General features: G+C 44.3%; 15 protein-coding genes, 1 tRNA gene and 1 pseudogene. 15 read left to right on the top strand and 2 right to left on the bottom strand.

The features are described 5' to 3' along the window. Positions 1–120: 120 nt before the first annotated feature. The 11 genes and pseudogenes from L1028_RS24585 to L1028_RS24535 all read left to right on the top strand — a co-directional run. A pseudogene (locus L1028_RS24585) lies at positions 121–1,362 on the top strand (UxaA family hydrolase); the annotation flags it as partial. 203 nt (positions 1,363–1,565) lie between these two features. Next, positions 1,566–1,793: a DUF1858 domain-containing protein gene (locus L1028_RS24580; RefSeq protein WP_234540532.1), complete on the top strand. Its 228-nt coding sequence runs from the start codon at positions 1,566–1,568 to the stop codon at positions 1,791–1,793. A 40-nt stretch (positions 1,794–1,833) separates the two neighbouring features. Beyond that, positions 1,834–3,093: a DUF438 domain-containing protein gene (locus tag L1028_RS24575; RefSeq protein ID WP_234540531.1), complete on the top strand. Its 1,260-nt coding sequence runs from the start codon at positions 1,834–1,836 to the stop codon at positions 3,091–3,093. 209 nt (positions 3,094–3,302) lie between these two features. After that, entirely contained in the window at positions 3,303–4,253 is a 951-nt protein-coding gene (locus L1028_RS24570; RefSeq protein ID WP_234540530.1) for an ROK family glucokinase, read from the top strand. A gap of 45 nt (positions 4,254–4,298) precedes the next feature. Continuing rightward, the gene (rapZ, locus tag L1028_RS24565; protein WP_042123306.1) at positions 4,299–5,198 is read left to right on the top strand and encodes an RNase adapter RapZ; all 900 of its coding nucleotides are present in this window, start codon (positions 4,299–4,301) and stop codon (positions 5,196–5,198) included. Between the two features lie 57 nt (positions 5,199–5,255). After that, positions 5,256–6,203, top strand: coding sequence for a gluconeogenesis factor YvcK family protein (locus tag L1028_RS24560; RefSeq protein ID WP_179085868.1), 948 nt, complete (start codon positions 5,256–5,258; stop codon positions 6,201–6,203). A gap of 146 nt (positions 6,204–6,349) precedes the next feature. Beyond that, positions 6,350–7,279 (top strand): DNA-binding protein WhiA, encoded by a 930-nt coding sequence (gene whiA, locus L1028_RS24555; RefSeq protein WP_042123310.1) that lies wholly within the window; start codon positions 6,350–6,352, stop codon positions 7,277–7,279. A 97-nt stretch (positions 7,280–7,376) separates the two neighbouring features. Beyond that, positions 7,377–7,646 carry an HPr family phosphocarrier protein gene (locus L1028_RS24550; RefSeq protein ID WP_036687106.1) on the top strand — a complete coding sequence of 90 codons (270 nt, stop codon included), beginning with the start codon at positions 7,377–7,379 and terminating at the stop codon, positions 7,644–7,646. A gap of 149 nt (positions 7,647–7,795) precedes the next feature. Next, the gene (locus L1028_RS24545; RefSeq protein WP_234540529.1) at positions 7,796–8,551 is read left to right on the top strand and encodes an SIMPL domain-containing protein; all 756 of its coding nucleotides are present in this window, start codon (positions 7,796–7,798) and stop codon (positions 8,549–8,551) included. Between the two features lie 121 nt (positions 8,552–8,672). After that, complete coding sequence (locus L1028_RS24540; RefSeq protein ID WP_234540527.1) at positions 8,673–9,773, top strand: PdaC/SigV domain-containing protein; 1,101 nt, start codon at positions 8,673–8,675, stop codon at positions 9,771–9,773. 109 nt (positions 9,774–9,882) lie between these two features. Continuing rightward, positions 9,883–10,521 (top strand): GDSL-type esterase/lipase family protein, encoded by a 639-nt coding sequence (locus L1028_RS24535; RefSeq protein ID WP_234540524.1) that lies wholly within the window; start codon positions 9,883–9,885, stop codon positions 10,519–10,521. 98 nt (positions 10,522–10,619) lie between these two features. Here the strand turns inward: L1028_RS24535 and clpP are convergent, their stop codons facing one another. Together clpP and L1028_RS24525 are read right to left on the bottom strand one after the other, a co-directional pair. Beyond that, positions 10,620–11,216, bottom strand: a complete 597-nt coding sequence (clpP, locus tag L1028_RS24530) for an ATP-dependent Clp endopeptidase proteolytic subunit ClpP (RefSeq protein ID WP_042184034.1) — start codon at positions 11,214–11,216, stop codon at positions 10,620–10,622. A gap of 193 nt (positions 11,217–11,409) precedes the next feature. Next, positions 11,410–11,484, bottom strand: a tRNA-Arg gene (locus tag L1028_RS24525). Positions 11,485–11,818: 334 nt separating this feature from the next. On the opposite strand from L1028_RS24525, the gene L1028_RS24520 reads away from it, so the two are divergent. The 4 genes from L1028_RS24520 (at position 11,819) to tpiA (ending at position 16,061) form a co-directional block, all read left to right on the top strand. Further along, positions 11,819–12,871, top strand: a complete 1,053-nt coding sequence (locus L1028_RS24520; RefSeq protein WP_234540521.1) for a sugar-binding transcriptional regulator — start codon at positions 11,819–11,821, stop codon at positions 12,869–12,871. Positions 12,872–12,973: 102 nt separating this feature from the next. Beyond that, positions 12,974–13,981, top strand: coding sequence for a type I glyceraldehyde-3-phosphate dehydrogenase (gene gap / locus L1028_RS24515; protein WP_060626472.1), 1,008 nt, complete (start codon positions 12,974–12,976; stop codon positions 13,979–13,981). Positions 13,982–14,099: 118 nt separating this feature from the next. Then, positions 14,100–15,281 (top strand): phosphoglycerate kinase, encoded by a 1,182-nt coding sequence (locus L1028_RS24510; RefSeq protein WP_234540519.1) that lies wholly within the window; start codon positions 14,100–14,102, stop codon positions 15,279–15,281. Between the two features lie 27 nt (positions 15,282–15,308). Then, positions 15,309–16,061 carry a triose-phosphate isomerase gene (gene tpiA, locus L1028_RS24505; protein WP_060626476.1) on the top strand — a complete coding sequence of 251 codons (753 nt, stop codon included), beginning with the start codon at positions 15,309–15,311 and terminating at the stop codon, positions 16,059–16,061. The last annotated feature ends 1 nt before the right edge of the window (position 16,062 follow it).

Below are 16,062 nucleotides of genomic sequence, written 5' to 3'. Positions count from 1 at the left end.
ATAGTGACCAATCCTTTACAAAGGTAAAGGATTTCGATCTAAAATGATCACGTGTGCATATATTAATAATATAATATGAATATATAAGGTTTATTTAATTAGTTTATCGTGTTCATTCATGGGATAGAGGAATATACTTTTGAGCAGAAACTGACGCCGAATCCTTTTGCTGCTGAGAATTTGACTTTTAAGGGGTATCGCCGCTTTGACGGACCTGTAGGCATTCGTAATGAGCTGTGGGTCGTGCCTACGGTTGGTTGTGTGAATGGAGTGGCGGAGCAGATCATCAATATTTTTAATATTTTTAAGGCAGAGGTTGGCGATATCGCTCTGTTCGATAACGTGCTCGTACTGAAGCATAACTATGGTTGTTCCCAGCTGGGTGATGATCATGACAATACTCGTACAATACTTGCTAACGCGGTTAAGCATCCAAATGCGGGCGCCGTACTTGTGCTCGGACTAGGTTGTGAGAATAACAATTTGCATATTTTTAAAGACATTCTGGGTAGTTACGATGAGGATCGAGTGCATTTTCTTGTCTCCCAAGAGGTTGGAAACGAGATTGAAGAAGGCGTAAAGCTGCTGAAGGAACTCTACAATAACGTACAGAGCGATCATCGGGAAGAAGTCTCACTCTCTGAGCTGAAGATTGGTCTGAAGTATGGAGGCTCGGATGGCCTGTCCGGGATTACTGCGAATCCGCTTCTTGGACGTCTCTCTGATTATATGGCTGCCCAAGGCGGCACAACTGTACTCACTGAGGTACCTGAAATGTTTGGCGCCGAAAAGATTCTGATGGAACGTGCTGCAGACGAAGCTATTTTCCACAAAATTGTTGATCTCATCAACGACTTTAAGCAGTATTTCATGGACTATAAACAGCCGGTATATGAAAATCCTTCCCCAGGCAATAAAGCCGGAGGGATTACTACGCTTGAGGATAAATCTTTGGGTTGTACTCAAAAATCCGGTAATTCTACGGTAATGGATGTACTCAAGTACGGAGAGCTTATCACTAACAAAGGCTTAAATCTTCTTAACGCGCCGGGCAATGACCTAGTGGCTTCGTCGGCTCTGGCTGCTGCTGGCTGCCAATTAGTGATCTTTACGACCGGGCGGGGAACGCCATTCGGTACATTCGCGCCTACGATGGAGGTATCGATGAATACGCCTTTGTATGAAGGAAAGCGTCATTGGATTGATTTTAATGCGGGTGTGTTGGTCGAAGATGGTTCTCCAGATGAGGTCCTGCGCGACTTCATTAACTACATTATCAGTGTGGCTAGCGGGGAATGGGTAAATAATGAGAAGAATAATTTCCGCGAGATTTCCATATTCAAAACAGGTGTAACGCTATAATAAATGATTAATTACGAATCAGGCTGTCCCTTATGCTTTTTAAGCGTAGGGGGCAGTTTTTTATTTCACACTAATACGTAATCCTTTGTTAAAAAGAACAACAGCCTCTTTCTTCTAATTTAGTGATTGCAATCACTATCGCCTCATATGGCCTGTGCTAATCTGTTATTGAGAATAGTTCTCACAAAAAGGAGAAGAGTTACATGGAAAAAGTGCTGCGAATGGATGAGTCCATATTCGATATGGTATCACGGCATCCGGAGGTCATCGAGATTATGGTAGAGCTGGGCTTTAAGGACATTGCTAAGCCAGGCATGCTGCAGACCGCTGGCCGTTTCATGACCTTATCCAAAGGAATCAAGTTAAAGAAAATGGATTTCGACACCGTGAAGTTAGCATTTGAACGACATGGCTTCGAGATTATGAAATAAAGGAATCTATCATCAAAATTTCATTAAGGAGAGATCAATAATGAGTGAACTGATAAATAACCGCGAGGTTGATGTACCGGAGCAAACTCGTCGCCAAGCCATGCTCAAGGAAATTATTAAAGAACTGCATGCAGGGAAAAGCGTTGAAGAGGTTAAGGCACGCTTCGAGGAAGCTGTAGGCGATGTTACTGTTACGGAAATCTCTGCAATGGAGCATTCGTTAATGACTGAAGAGGGAATTCCAGTATCCGAGGTACAGCGGCTTTGTTCGGTGCATACAGCAATTTTCAAAGGCTCTATTGAGCAAATTCACCGCTCCTCGAAGCCTGAAGAACAACCCGGCCACCCAGTCCACACCTTCAAGCTAGAAAACCGTGAGATTGAAAGACTTGTGAACTTCCGCATGGATCTGCACGCAACGAAGTTTCAAAAGAACGATAGTGAGGAACTCATCTTCAAGTTGTTGGAGGATCTAAGCTTGCTGCTAGATCTTGATAAACACTACAGCCGTAAAGAGAATCTACTATTTCCTTACCTCGAAAAGTATGGGATTTATGGGCCAACCAAGGTCATGTGGGGAGTCGATGATAATATCCGCCGTATGATTAAAGAGGCAAAGGCTGCACTCACTAGCTACAGCGGAAATGCAGCTCAAATTGGGGTTCAACTTATGGAGATCATCAAGGAAGTTAATGAAATGATCTTTAAGGAAGAAAATATCCTACTGCCTATGGCACTGGACAAATTGACGGAAGATGAATGGGTCAAAATCGCTCGCGAGAGCGATGAGATTGGGTTCTGTCTAGCCGCACCGGAGCAGGAGTGGATACCCGAGCGTGCCGCAGAGCCGGAAGGTGCAGTGCTGGGAGAAGCAGAGGGTGCAGCTCCCCAAGAAGGGTTCATACGTTTTGAGACAGGGCTGTTGTCACTGCATCAGCTAGAGACCGTGCTCAATCACCTGCCGGTAGATCTGACATTCATTGATGAGAATGATGTCGTGCGATATTTTTCACACGGGAAGGAACGTATCTTTGCTCGGACAAAGGCGGTTATCGGTCGTACAGTACAGAACTGTCATCCTCCGCAAAGTGTGCATGTGGTAGAGAAGCTTTTGGAAGACTTTAAGGCAGGCATTAAGGATGCTGAAGACTTCTGGATTGCCATCAAGGATAAATTCATTTATATCCGTTATTTCGCTGTCCGCGACGAGACTGGCCGATATATGGGCACGCTGGAGTTTACGCAAAATATCGCTCCAATCCGTGCACTAGAAGGACAAAAGCGTATTTTATCAGAATAAATGGGTGTTCTAGGTTATTTTCCAGATAATAATATAGTCAGAAGACTCTCTTACTTAGTCGTAAGGGGGTCTTTTTAGAATATAATAGAGTATAGTATTAAAATAAGGAATTCCCGGGTGTGTTGTCTTTCCTTGACCACAGAGGGGGCTTCTATTATAGTTGGTACTTAGGATTAACTATTTTAGTATAAAAAAAGGTGGCTTGTTACATGTCTGAGAATATCTACGTTGGCGTGGATTTGGGTGGAACTGCAATTAAGGTTGGAATCTGCAATGCTGAGGGAACGCTACTGCATACTTATGAGGGACCCACAGAAACTGCAGAAGGTGTCGATACTGTTATCGATAATATCGAGAAGTATGTACGCCAAATTGTGGAGGATTCCCCGTACTCTTGGGATCAGCTTGCAGGTGTAGGCGCGGGCGTAGCAGGGTTCACAAATATTCGTGAAGGAATCATTATCCTTGCGCCCAACATAGGATTTAAAGATGTGCCGATTCGCTCCATTTTGGAAGATCGCTGGAACAAGCCTGTCAAAATAGACAATGATGCGAACGTGGCTGCACTGGGTGAAGCTTGGAGTGGTGCAGGACGCGGGATTGAAAACTGTGTCTGCTATACGCTAGGAACAGGTGTTGGTGGCGGGATTATTATTAACGGAAAAATTTATCAAGGTTTTGCAGGTCTAGCAGGTGAGCTTGGCCATATCACTGTAGTGCCGGATTTGGAAGCCATTCAATGTGGTTGCGGTAATATGGGATGTCTGGAAACCGTTTCCTCCGCTACAGGAATTATTCGTATGGCTAACGATGCAGTAGCTCGTGGTGATCGTACTTCCCTCTCAATGGTAGAGAAGATTGCTGCGAAGGAAGTCTTTGATGCAGCTAAGGCTGGCGATGAAGTAGCGATTCGCATAGTAAACCGTGCAGCATACTACCTGGGTAAATCAATGGCTTCTGTTGCAGCCGTGCTTAACCCTGAGGTCTTCATCATTGGTGGTGGTGTGTCTAAGGCTGGAGATATTCTATTTGATGAAGTTCGTCGTGTATTTGCTAAGCTCGCACCGGCTCCGCTTCAGACTGGTGTTTCGATTATTCCTGCAGAGCTTGGTAATGATGCAGGTATTGTGGGTGCAGCAGGTCTTCTGCTTCGTTCTTAAAAGATAGGGAGTATTCATATACTAATTTAGGGAGGGGACGCTTTAATGACCGAATTGGACAATACTCCAACGGCTGGAGCCACCCTGATCATTATTACCGGAATGTCAGGTGCGGGTAAGACAATTGCTGTGCAGAGTCTGGAAGACCTAGGGTTCTTCTGTGTCGATAATTTGCCGCCGGTGCTGATCCCTAAGTTTGCAGAACTGATTGAGCAGTCGAAGGGTAAGATCGCCAAGGTAGCGCTTGTGATTGACCTGCGCGGTAGGGAATTCTTCACTGCTTTGTCCGAGTCTCTAGCCTATATCAAAGATGAGTCAACCATTGGCTGTGAAATCTTGTTCTTGGATGCTACGGATTCGGTGCTTGTGCAGCGTTACAAGGAAAGCCGGCGTCATCATCCTCTAGCGCCTAAGGGACTTCCGCTTGATGGTATCAAGCTGGAACGTAAAATGCTTGAGGAATTAAAGAATTCTGCCACATTATGTCTGGATACTAGCAGTATGAAACCAGTGCAGCTCAAGGAGAAGATCGTTTCCCGGTTCTCGCATTTAGGAAAAAGTACACTCTCCGTCAACATTACATCGTTCGGATTTAAGTATGGTATTCCTATTGATGCAGACCTCGTCTTCGATGTTCGCTTTTTGCCTAACCCACATTATGTAGATCACCTGCGGCCAAAAACAGGTCAGGACAGCGATGTCTATGACTATGTAATGAAGTGGCCTGAAACACAGGTGTTCCTGACCAAACTGCTCGATATGCTTCATTTCTTAATTCCGCAATATCGTAGGGAAGGTAAATCCCAGATTATTATCGGCATTGGCTGTACAGGCGGGAAACACCGTTCAGTAGCCATTTCTGAATATTTGGGTAAAATGCTGGGCGTCAGCGAAACGGAATCCGTAGCCGTCAGTCATCGGGATTCCGAGCGTGATCGGCACTAATGAGAGAAGGGGTCCATAGTGGCTGAAGAACAAAGAGAGCGTCCGCGTATCGTCGTTATGGGCGGTGGCACGGGGCTATCTGTCATGCTTCGTGGCTTAAAAGAAAAGCCGCTAGATATTACAGCTATAGTTACCGTAGCAGATGATGGAGGAAGCTCGGGCATTTTGCGCAGTGAACTGCAAATGCCGCCTCCTGGGGACATCCGCAACGTATTAACAGCTATGGCTGATGTAGAGCCGCTCATGGCGGATATTATGAGATATCGTTTCAACACGGGCGAAGGCTTGGCGGGCCATAGTCTTGGTAATTTAATTCTTGCCGCGCTTACAGATATATCTGGCGATTTTGTCACTGCTGTTCGTGAGCTTAGCCGATTATTTGCTGTTCGCGGACGGGTATTACCCGCTGCGGGGGATGCCGTAGTATTGCGTGCAGAAATGTCGGACGGTACGATTATCACGGGTGAGTCTAAGATACCGGAAGCAGGCGGGATCATTAAACGGGTTTCTTTGGAGCCTGCTGATGTGGAGCCGTTGCCTGAAGCACTTGAAGCGATTCGAAATGCTGATGCAATTCTTTTGGGTCCAGGGAGTCTATATACGAGCATTCTTCCGAACCTACTTGTCCCGAAGCTGGCAGAAGCAGTTGTATCTTCTGATGCAATCAAAATTTTTGTCTGCAATGTAATGACTCAGCCTGGTGAAACGGATAATTATACTGTAAATGACCATCTACAAGCCGTTTATGATCATATTGGGATTCATTTGTTTGATTATATTATTGTGAATGACGGTGAAATTCCAGAGCAGGTGCAGTCGAAGTACGCTGAGAAGGGTGCACGTCCGGTACAACTCGACAAGGATGTACTAGAAGGCAGTGCATATAAAGTTATAGCGGATAAGCTAGTGTTATTCCGAACTTATTTGAGGCATGATACTGATAAGCTTAGTCATCATATTTATCAGCTTGTGCAAGATTGGATAAACAGAAATCCTAGGGTATAACTTAAAATATAAGAAAGTATAAGTCTTACACCTATACTTTATGTCTTATATTTCTCGCTTAAACGCTACCGTCCTTACAAGGACGCCGAAGGCGTTTATGCTTGTATATATGAATGACGTACTTATTTCAGAAAGAGGTGAGACCCTTGTCTTTTGCGGCCCTTACCAAAAAAGAGCTGACGATGGTGGAGAGTGAGCCCTGTTGTGAGAAGGCGGAAATGTCAGCGCTTATCCGTATGAATGGATCTGTGCAGCTTTCAAGCAAAAAGGTGATTCTCGACATTTCGACGGAGAACGCCGCGATTGCAAGGCGGGTATATTCTTTGCTTAAGAAATATTACCAGGTCCATATTGAGCTACTCGTGCGTAAGAAAATGCGTTTGAAGAAAAATAACGTTTATATCGTTAGAATCCCTAGTCGCGTACAGGAGATCCTAAATGATCTCAGAATTGTGTCCGAAGGATTTATTTTTACCGACGGTATTGATAAAGAGATTGTTGGGAATAACTGCTGTAAGCGTGCTTATTTGCGTGGTGCCTTTTTGGCCGGCGGATCGGTTAATAATCCGGAGGGTTCCTCTTACCATTTGGAGATTTCCTCGATGTATGAGGAGCATTGTAAGGCGCTGGTCGATCTGGCTGGTGAATTTCACCTAAACGCACGCTGCATTGAACGTAAAAAAGGGTTCATTCTATACATTAAAGAAGGCGAGAAGATAATCGAATTCTTAAGTCTGATCGGGGCGCATCAAGCGTTGTTCAAATTTGAGGATGTAAGAATTATGCGTGATATGCGTAATTCCGTGAATCGGATCGTAAACTGCGAGACCGCGAATCTCAATAAAACGATAAGTGCCGCGGTGCGGCAGATTGAGAATATCAAACTGCTGCAGCGAGAAGTGGGACTGGAGAGCTTACCGGATAAACTGCGAGAAGTTGCAGAAATTCGAATGGCACACCCAGATATCAACCTTAAAGAGGTTGGTGAAATGCTGAAAGGTACGGTTAGTAAGTCCGGAGTAAATCATCGACTTCGTAAGATTGATGAACTGGCGGACAAGGTTCGAGGCGGCTAGTCACTTTTTTTCTAGTGTGGTTTACGTTATAATGATATAATACTATAAAATTAATGTGAAATTTTTGGGGAGAACTCAATTAGGGGGTAAGCGTTTCATGACAAAGCACCCGGTAGTTGTTCGGTTGAAGACAGGGCTACACGCTCGACCGGCAGCATTGTTTGTGCAAGAAGCTAACAAGTTTTCGTCGGAGATTTTCGTGGAAAAAGACGATAAAAAAGTAAACGCCAAAAGTATTATGGGGATTATGAGCCTAGCGATCAGTTCCGGCACGGAGATCTATATCAGCGCGGATGGTGCAGACGCGGATCAAGCTGTAAACGCTTTGACGAGTCTCGTCAGCAAAGAAGAGCTTGAGAACCAATAATCTTTTAAATTGACTTTTTATCGCATGACTAAAAAGCCCCTAGGGGCTTTTTTTTATACTAAAAAATAGATTTAGATGTGCAACATTTACCAAAAAGACTCGTCTAGAGGGTAATAACAAATCATAAAAGGTGAAAGGGGCTGGCAAATATGAAAGGTTTGGTAAAGAAGATTGGTTCAGTGTTGATCGTAGGGAGTTTGTTAATTGGAGGGATTAGCATGAGTGGTGTCTTCCAAGGTCCTGCAAAGGCTTACGCAGATGAAGTGCAGAAAAATGTCGTTAGTGTAGTAGGTAAAGGTGAATTGTCCATCAAGCCGGATATTGTATACCTGTCCATCGGTGTGGATACTACGGCTACAACTGCACAAGAAGCGCAAAAAACAAATGCTGCTAAAATCCAAAAGATCACTACACTACTGAAAGGGACTTGGAAAATCGCTGATAAGGATATTCAAAGTACCCAATTTTATGTGCAACCCAACTATAGTTATAGCGAAAAAGAAGGACAGCAAGTCAAAGGGTACAACGCGAATCATACGCTGTTAGTGTCTTATAGAGATCTGACCAAGGTCGGTGAATTGCTGGACGCTGCATCTGCGGCAGGGGCAAACAATATCGGAAATGCACGTTTTTCCGTGGAAGATACTTCTGCCTTTGAAGCTCAGGTGATTGAAAAGGCGATGGCAAACGCAGATGTTAAAGCAGGAGCTATTGCTAAAGCGGCTAAACGTAGCTTGGGTCAAGTAATCACGGTCAGCCAAAATGATGGCAATGTCACTCCGGTTTATTTTGAACAGAATTTGAAAATGGATATGGCTGCAGCAGATGCTGGTGCAAGTACATCCGTTCAACCGGAAGTAGTTAAAGTTACAACACAGCTGAGCGTAATGTATGAATTGAAATAGTATTAGAACAAGATGAAAGCAGGAGAGGTGATCTTCCACTAGTAATAGTGGGGGGCGCCTCTTTTGTGTGTAAATTCTCTAAGATTAGGTTTAATAAATTGGAAAGGAGTGGGAAAATAAAATGATGAATATCTCAAAAGAAATAGTACGCAAATGGGGCATAGGTTTGATGTCAGCGGGGTTATTGCTTGGTGGAGGAGTGCTACCTGGTGAGATTGGTTATGCAGCGTCTGATCAGACGCAGAGTAAGGTTATTGCTTCAAGTATAGTTCTAAAGGCGAATGGGATGATTTCGCGGGAGACAGGTATTTTGCAGGAAGGGAAGGTCTGGATTCCGATTACCTTTATGCGTGATGTGCTGCGATTACCTTTTACTTATGATAAAAAAGAAAATGCATACACGATAGGAAAGGGAACGACTAAGGTCAAGTTGATGTTATCTAGCTATGGCACTTCTATTTGGGTGAATAACTATTACATTCGAGAGTATGAAGGAAAGCTAATAAACAACCGGCTCTATGTTCCATCAGGTCTCTTAAATGATTATCTGGGCTATAAAGTGGATTGGAGTAGGGGCTCTAGTAAGTTGAACGTGGTGAACAGACCACAGAACACGTTGACGGTAACCACGGAGACCTATGCTAAGGATCGAAAAGAGGCATTTATCCAGCTTGATTATCCGAAGATCGGTGGATTAAGCAATTCCAATGCACAGCAGGCCATGAATGATATTTTGAAAGAAAGTGCCATGAGATTCGCTGCGGGTGCAGAAAAGGATATCTCGAATCGATCCGGATCAGAGCCCAAGTATACCTATGATATTGATTATGTGGTGACCTACAATCAGAACGGCGTGATCAGTTTAGTAATGTCACAGTATAGTGATACGGGCGGCGCTCATGGCATGACCAACCGGGAGGCTTTTACCTTTTCGCTCAAGGATGGCAAACGTCTATTATTGGGTGATCTGTTTGGTGCTAATCCCAATTACAAACAACTGTTAAATGCAAAGTTGAACAAGCTGGTAAAAGCGGAGGAAAGTTATTTGGGGGGATTCAACGGATTGAATACGGAAAAGTATTTTTATCTGAAGGATGATCAGGTCGTTCTGTTCTTCCAATTGTACGAATATACAGCATATGCTGCGGGGTTCCCGGAATATACCTTTACTTTCAAAGAACTGTTGCCGGAGGGCGGTAGTCCATTTGCTGCTATAAAATAAATAGAGGAATCGTAACCGCTAGTGTCTGCACTGGACATCTCCCCCTTACCAGAATCATCTCGAATTCATATGCTAAATGGAGTAACTAGTTTATGAACGGGGGAGAGCTATGAGCTATCAATATACTGCAATTGGCGATTCCTTGACGACTGGATTTGGCGCTCTGCCTGGTAACGGCTTTGTACCGGTGTACCGTAGAATGGCGGAAGGGAGACTGCGTTCTAATGTAGCCTCTACGAATTTGGGCGTGAATGGATTGACTACTTCTGAACTGGAACAGCGGCTACGCGGGAGTTCTATGACTCGCGAAGCTATTCGAGCAGCCGACATTATCACCCTATCCATCGGTGGCAACGATTTAATCCATGCTGCGAAGGCTGCAGCTAGACAACCTGAAAATTTATCAAAAGAGCTACGAATATCACTACAGGAATGCAAACAAAATTTTGCTGCAATTATGAGTATTCTCTTTCAATTGAAGGCGGGAACGCGTAGACCTTTTATCATTCGAATTGTGGGATTGTATAATCCCTATCCTCAGGTAGTAGGTGCTACAGAGTGGGTACGGCAGTTTAACGGCTATGCATCACAGTACAGTAGTCGAGCATGTGGATTTGCTTCAATTTATAGTGAGTTTGCAGGAAACGAAAGAGGGCTTTTATCGATTGACCACCTACATCCTAATGGCCGAGGCTATCGTGTGATTGCTGAGAAACTGGATGGTCTTGGTTATGGCAGTTTGAATTAATTGAGATTCGTATGAAGTAGTCGTCTGAAAAATAAAGAGGCTGTGCGCTAACCATCAAGTGGATAGGGCACAGCCTCTTTGTGTTGTTGTTCTATAGCTTACACACCGCTAGGCAGTGTCTTCTCGATGACTTTATCAACGATACCGTAAGCTGCCGCGTCTGCAGCAGTCATGAAGTAATCACGATCTGTATCCTTCTCAATACGCTCTAGCGGTTGACCCGTACGTTCAGCAAGGATACGATTCAACTTATCACGTAATTTCAGGATACGGCGGGCACGGATTTCGATATCCGTTGCTTGACCTTGAGCACCACCCAGAGGTTGGTGAATCATGATTTCACTGTTAGGCAGCGCGAAGCGTTTGCCTTTAGCGCCAGCGTTTAGTAGGAAAGCTCCCATGGAAGCTGCCATACCCACACAGATGGTGGAAACGTCCGGTTTAATGTACTGCATTGTATCAAAAATAGCCATACCTGCAGTAATGGAACCGCCGGGGCTATTCACATAAAGGTGAATGTCCTTCTCCGGATCTTCGGCAGCCAAGAACAGCATTTGTGCGATGATAGAATTGGCTACCACGTCATTAACCTCCGTTCCAAGGAAAATGATGCGGTCCTTCAGCAGGCGGGAATAGATGTCATAAGCGCGCTCACCGCGGTTGCTCTGTTCTACTACCATAGGAATATAACTCACGTGGAAAACCTCCTTGATATTGGTTCTTTAAATGTATTCATTTTTACTCTTGCCGTATTACCCACATGATAAACAAATTCAAACAAAAAGTCAAAGAAAGTCAAACTTATATTCAAAAAAAAGAGCCGACACGCGGCTCTTTGGTTAAGTAGTAGTATAGGCACTACTAAATTATGTGCAAAAGTGAAATTAATGGCGCGCCCGCCAAGAATCGAACTTGGATCTCAGGCTTCGGAGGCCTACGTCATATCCATTGGACCACGGGCGCAACAAAAATGATTATACTACAATTTCTGTGCAATTGCAATGAATTAATAATACTGTACACGGGTTCTATCCCTTGTCTTTAAGGTGGACAAGCGTACATTGTCTTTCACTCAGTGATAGAATCTGGATTGTTAATGACAGGTTTTAGGAGCTATACCTCTTTCCCGATCTTATAAATGTATAAGAAGACAAGCGCTTGAGAATTCTACTCTCGGAAGACTTGCACTTCGAGCAAAATTTGGTTAGAATATGAGTGGGACTTAAAAAGTTTACCCGGGACATTTTGAGACCATGAACAAGGGAATAGAGGAAGACGAAGTTGCAGGAGTGAAAGTATGCGTAATTTATTAGATATCCAAAAGCAGCTTCTGCCTGATCTCATGGAAACCCTTAAGAGACGGTACACGATTCTTCATCAGATCATGCTGTCCGATATAATTGGACGCAGAACGCTTGCCGCTTCACTTGATATGACTGAGCGGGTGCTGCGTGCCGAGACGGATCTTCTGAAATCGCAAGGGCTCATTGAGATCGAAAGCGTTGGTATGCGCATTAGCGCTGCTGGGCGTAGACTGCTTGATTTGCTAGAGCCGGTCGTTAAGAGCCTGTTTGGTCTGGATGATCTGGAAGAGAAAATTCGGGCAACGTATGGTCTGGATAAAGTTATTGTGGTGCCGGGTGATTGTGAATCATCGCCGTTCACCAAACGTGAGCTTGGCCGAGCGGGTGCAAAAGCGCTGCTTAGTGTACTTCGTACAGATGATATTGTTGCTGTCACAGGTGGATCAACGCTTGCCGATATGGCTGATCAACTGACACCGCCGTTATCCCTTTCCTATAAGAACGCTTGGTTTGTTCCGGCGCGTGGTGGACTAGGAGAGAGTATGGAGATTCAAGCCAATACGATTGCCTCAACAATGGCAAAACGGGTTGGAGCGAATTACCGGTTATTGCATGTACCTGATTTACTTAGTGGGGATGCCTACCAGTCACTAGCACTTGACTCTAATATTGGAGAAATTGTACAAATCATCCGCAGTTCGCGTATTATTGTACATGGGATTGGGGATGCCATTGAAATGACTCGACGCCGCAAGCTGGATGAGGCTACTGTCTCAGAAATCCAGGGTGAGGGAGCCGTGGCAGAATCCTTTGGGTATTACTTTAACGAAGAGGGTCAGGTTGTCCATACGATGCTTACGATGGGACTACGTCTAGAAGATATTGTCCGGACGGAGACAGTCATCGGTATTGCTGGAGGCAAACCAAAGGCCAAAGCCATTCACGCCATGCTGCGTTTCGGGCAGGAGAATATACTCGTCACGGACGAGGCTGCTGCTGTGGAAATAGGCAAGGGAATTGACAATCAGTTACAGATATCCTCGTAACACACTAGAACATATATCTTGCATTATACTTAACATTGTTGTCATGACAGGCTTCACGGTCTGTTTTGAATAAATAAAACGAATTCTAGGAGGAACTATTCAATGAGTGTAAAAGTTGGAATTAACGGATTTGGACGTATTGGACGCCTTGCTTTCCGCCGTATTCAAAATGTAGAAGGTATCGAAGTGGTAGCAATCAACGATTTGACTGACGCTAAGATGCTTGCTCATTTGCTTAAATATGATACAACTCAAGGTCGCTTTGATGGAGAAGTAGAAGTACATGACGGATTCTTCAAAGTAAACGGTAAAGATGTTAAGGTTCTTGCTAACCGCAACCCTGAAGAATTGCCATGGGGCGACCTTGGTGTTGACATCGTTCTTGAGTGCACAGGTTTCTTCACAACTAAAGAAGCTGCTGAAAAACACTTGAAAGGTGGAGCTAAGAAAGTAGTTATCTCCGCTCCAGCTACTGGCGACATGAAAACTGTCGTTTACAACGTTAATGATGACATTCTTGATGGTACTGAGACTGTTATTTCCGGCGCATCTTGCACAACGAACTGCCTAGCTCCAATGGCAAAAGTATTGAACGACAAGTACACTATTGTTGAAGGCTTGATGACTACAATTCACGCTTACACTGGCGACCAAAATACTTTGGATGCTCCACACGCTAAAGGTGACTTCAGACGTGCTCGTGCAGCAGCAGCTAACATCGTTCCTAACACTACTGGTGCAGCAAAAGCAATCGGTCTAGTTATTCCCGAATTAAAAGGTAAATTGGACGGAGCAGCTCAACGTGTTCCTGTAGCAACAGGTTCTTTGACTGAGCTAGTGACAGTTCTTGAGAAAACTGTAACTGTTGAAGAAATCAACGCAGCAATGAAAGCAGCAGCGAATGATTCTTTCGGATACACTGAAGATGAAATCGTATCTTCTGACATCGTAGGCATCACTTACGGTTCCCTGTTCGATGCTACTCAAACTAAAGTAATGACAGTTGGCGACAAACAATTGGTTAAGACAGTTTCTTGGTATGACAACGAAATGTCTTACACTGCACAATTGATCCGAACTTTGGAAAAATTCGCTAAAATTGCTAAGTAATTGATTTGATATAAGCAACATCAATAGAGCGGAAACAGGAGTTAATTGTTTCCGCTCTTTCTAAAATTATTAGACTTGTTTCCTGCTAGAAACAATTTTGGGTGTGGAGGAATTAATCATGAACAAAAAGAGCGTCCGTGATGTAGAAGTAAAGGGTAAACGCGTATTTGTACGCGTGGATTTCAACGTACCTGTAGAAGACGGTAAGATTACTGATGATACTCGTATTCGCGAAACACTTCCAACCATTAAATATTTGATTGAGAACGGTGCGAAGATCATTCTTGCGAGTCACATGGGTCGTCCTAAAGGCCAATTCGTAGATTCCATGCGTTTGACTACTGCTGCTGAACGTCTGTCCGAGCTTCTCGGCAAACCAGTGGCTAAAGCTGACGAAGCTGTTGGCGAAGCTGTAAAAGCAAAAATTGCTGAGCTAGGCGAAGGCGACGTACTTGTACTTGAGAATGTTCGTTTCTACCCAGGCGAAGAAAAGAACGATCCTGAATTGGCTAAACAATTCGCTGATCTGGCTGATTTGTTCGTCAATGATGCGTTTGGTGCGGCTCACCGTGCACATGCATCGACAGAAGGTATCGCTCATTTCCTACCAGCTGTCTCCGGTCTTTTGATGGAGAAAGAATTGACCGTACTTGGTAAAGCTCTTACTAACCCAGAACGTCCTTTCACAGCGATAATCGGTGGTTCGAAAGTTAAAGACAAGATTGATGTTATTGATAACTTGTTGTCTTTGGCTGATAACGTTTTGATCGGCGGTGGATTGTCTTATACATTCACTAAAGCACAAGGCTTTGAAATCGGTAAATCACTTGTAGACAACGACAAACTTGAAGTTGCTCTTGGATTCATCGAAAAAGCTAAAGCACTTGGCAAGAACTTCATGCTTCCTGTTGATGTTGTTGTTGCTGATAAATTCGGTGCTGATGCTAACACTAAGATCGTTGATTACAATGAAATCCCAGAAGGTTGGGAAGGACTTGATATCGGACCTAAGACTCGTGAACTTTATGCCGATATTATCAAGAACTCCAAGCTGGTTGTCTGGAATGGACCTATGGGCGTGTTCGAAATCGATAAATTCGCTGAAGGTACACTTGAAGTAGCAAAAGCTTGTGCAACAACTGAAGGTTACACTGTTATTGGCGGCGGAGATTCTGCAGCAGCAGCAGAAAAATTCCACCTGGCTGACCAAATGGATCACATTTCCACTGGTGGCGGTGCATCCCTTGAGTTCATGGAAGGCAAGGCGCTTCCTGGCGTAGAAGCACTGAACGACAAGTAAGACGTATAGAAGGAGGCAACTAAATTCATGAGAACACCAATTATTGCGGGTAACTGGAAGATGTTCAAAACAGTTCCTGAAGCAGAAAGCTTTATTGCTGACATCAAAGGCAAAGCAGAAGTAGAAGGCGTTGAGACTGTAATCTGCGCCCCATTTACTAACCTGCCTGCACTTGTAGCCGCTGCAAAAGGTACAGACATCAAGATTGGCGCACAGAACCTACACTTTGAAGATAACGGTGCTTACACAGGAGAAATCAGTGGTGTAATGCTTAGCGATCTTGGCGTAGACTATGTAATCATTGGTCACTCTGAGCGTCGTGCTTATTTTGGCGAAACAGATGAAATCGTGAATAAGAAAATGCATGCTGCATTCCGTCACGGTATCACTCCAATCGTATGTGTTGGCGAAAAGCTCGAAGAGCGTGAAGCTGATCAAACTAAAGCAGTATGTAAAGTACAAACTGAAGCTGCATTCCAAGGACTTAGTGCCGAGCAAGCAGCAAAAGTTGTCATTGCGTACGAACCTATCTGGGCTATTGGCACAGGTAAATCTTCCACTTCCCAAGATGCTAACGAAGTTATTGCTTACATCCGCAGTCTTGTAAAAGATTTGTATGATGCAGCAACAGCTGAAGCTGTTCGTATTCAATACGGCGGCAGCGTGAAGCCTGAGAATGTAACTGAGTACATGGGCCAAAGCGACATCGATGGTGCGCTTGTTGGCGGTGCCAGCTTGCAGCCTGCTTCCTTCGTTCAATTGGTTGAGGGGGCGAAGTAAG

Source organism: Paenibacillus pseudetheri (assembly GCF_924513355.1).
Lineage (GTDB): Bacteria > Bacillota > Bacilli > Paenibacillales > Paenibacillaceae > Paenibacillus_AQ > Paenibacillus_AQ pseudetheri.
The sequence above is the reverse complement of the archived record's forward strand: the minus strand, read 5'-3'. Positions and strand labels throughout refer to the sequence as shown.

Coding starts and splice junctions, on each gene's coding strand:
- L1028_RS24580 (WP_234540532.1), top strand. CDS start 1,566: ATGGAAAAAGTGCTGCGAATGGATGAGTCCATATTCGATATGGTATCA.
- L1028_RS24575 (WP_234540531.1), top strand. CDS start 1,834: ATGAGTGAACTGATAAATAACCGCGAGGTTGATGTACCGGAGCAAACT.
- L1028_RS24570 (WP_234540530.1), top strand. CDS start 3,303: ATGTCTGAGAATATCTACGTTGGCGTGGATTTGGGTGGAACTGCAATT.
- rapZ (WP_042123306.1), top strand. CDS start 4,299: ATGACCGAATTGGACAATACTCCAACGGCTGGAGCCACCCTGATCATT.
- L1028_RS24560 (WP_179085868.1), top strand. CDS start 5,256: ATGGGCGGTGGCACGGGGCTATCTGTCATGCTTCGTGGCTTAAAAGAA.
- L1028_RS24550 (WP_036687106.1), top strand. CDS start 7,377: ATGACAAAGCACCCGGTAGTTGTTCGGTTGAAGACAGGGCTACACGCT.
- L1028_RS24545 (WP_234540529.1), top strand. CDS start 7,796: ATGAAAGGTTTGGTAAAGAAGATTGGTTCAGTGTTGATCGTAGGGAGT.
- L1028_RS24540 (WP_234540527.1), top strand. CDS start 8,673: ATGATGAATATCTCAAAAGAAATAGTACGCAAATGGGGCATAGGTTTG.
- L1028_RS24535 (WP_234540524.1), top strand. CDS start 9,883: ATGAGCTATCAATATACTGCAATTGGCGATTCCTTGACGACTGGATTT.
- L1028_RS24520 (WP_234540521.1), top strand. CDS start 11,819: ATGCGTAATTTATTAGATATCCAAAAGCAGCTTCTGCCTGATCTCATG.
- gap (WP_060626472.1), top strand. CDS start 12,974: ATGAGTGTAAAAGTTGGAATTAACGGATTTGGACGTATTGGACGCCTT.
- L1028_RS24510 (WP_234540519.1), top strand. CDS start 14,100: ATGAACAAAAAGAGCGTCCGTGATGTAGAAGTAAAGGGTAAACGCGTA.
- tpiA (WP_060626476.1), top strand. CDS start 15,309: ATGAGAACACCAATTATTGCGGGTAACTGGAAGATGTTCAAAACAGTT.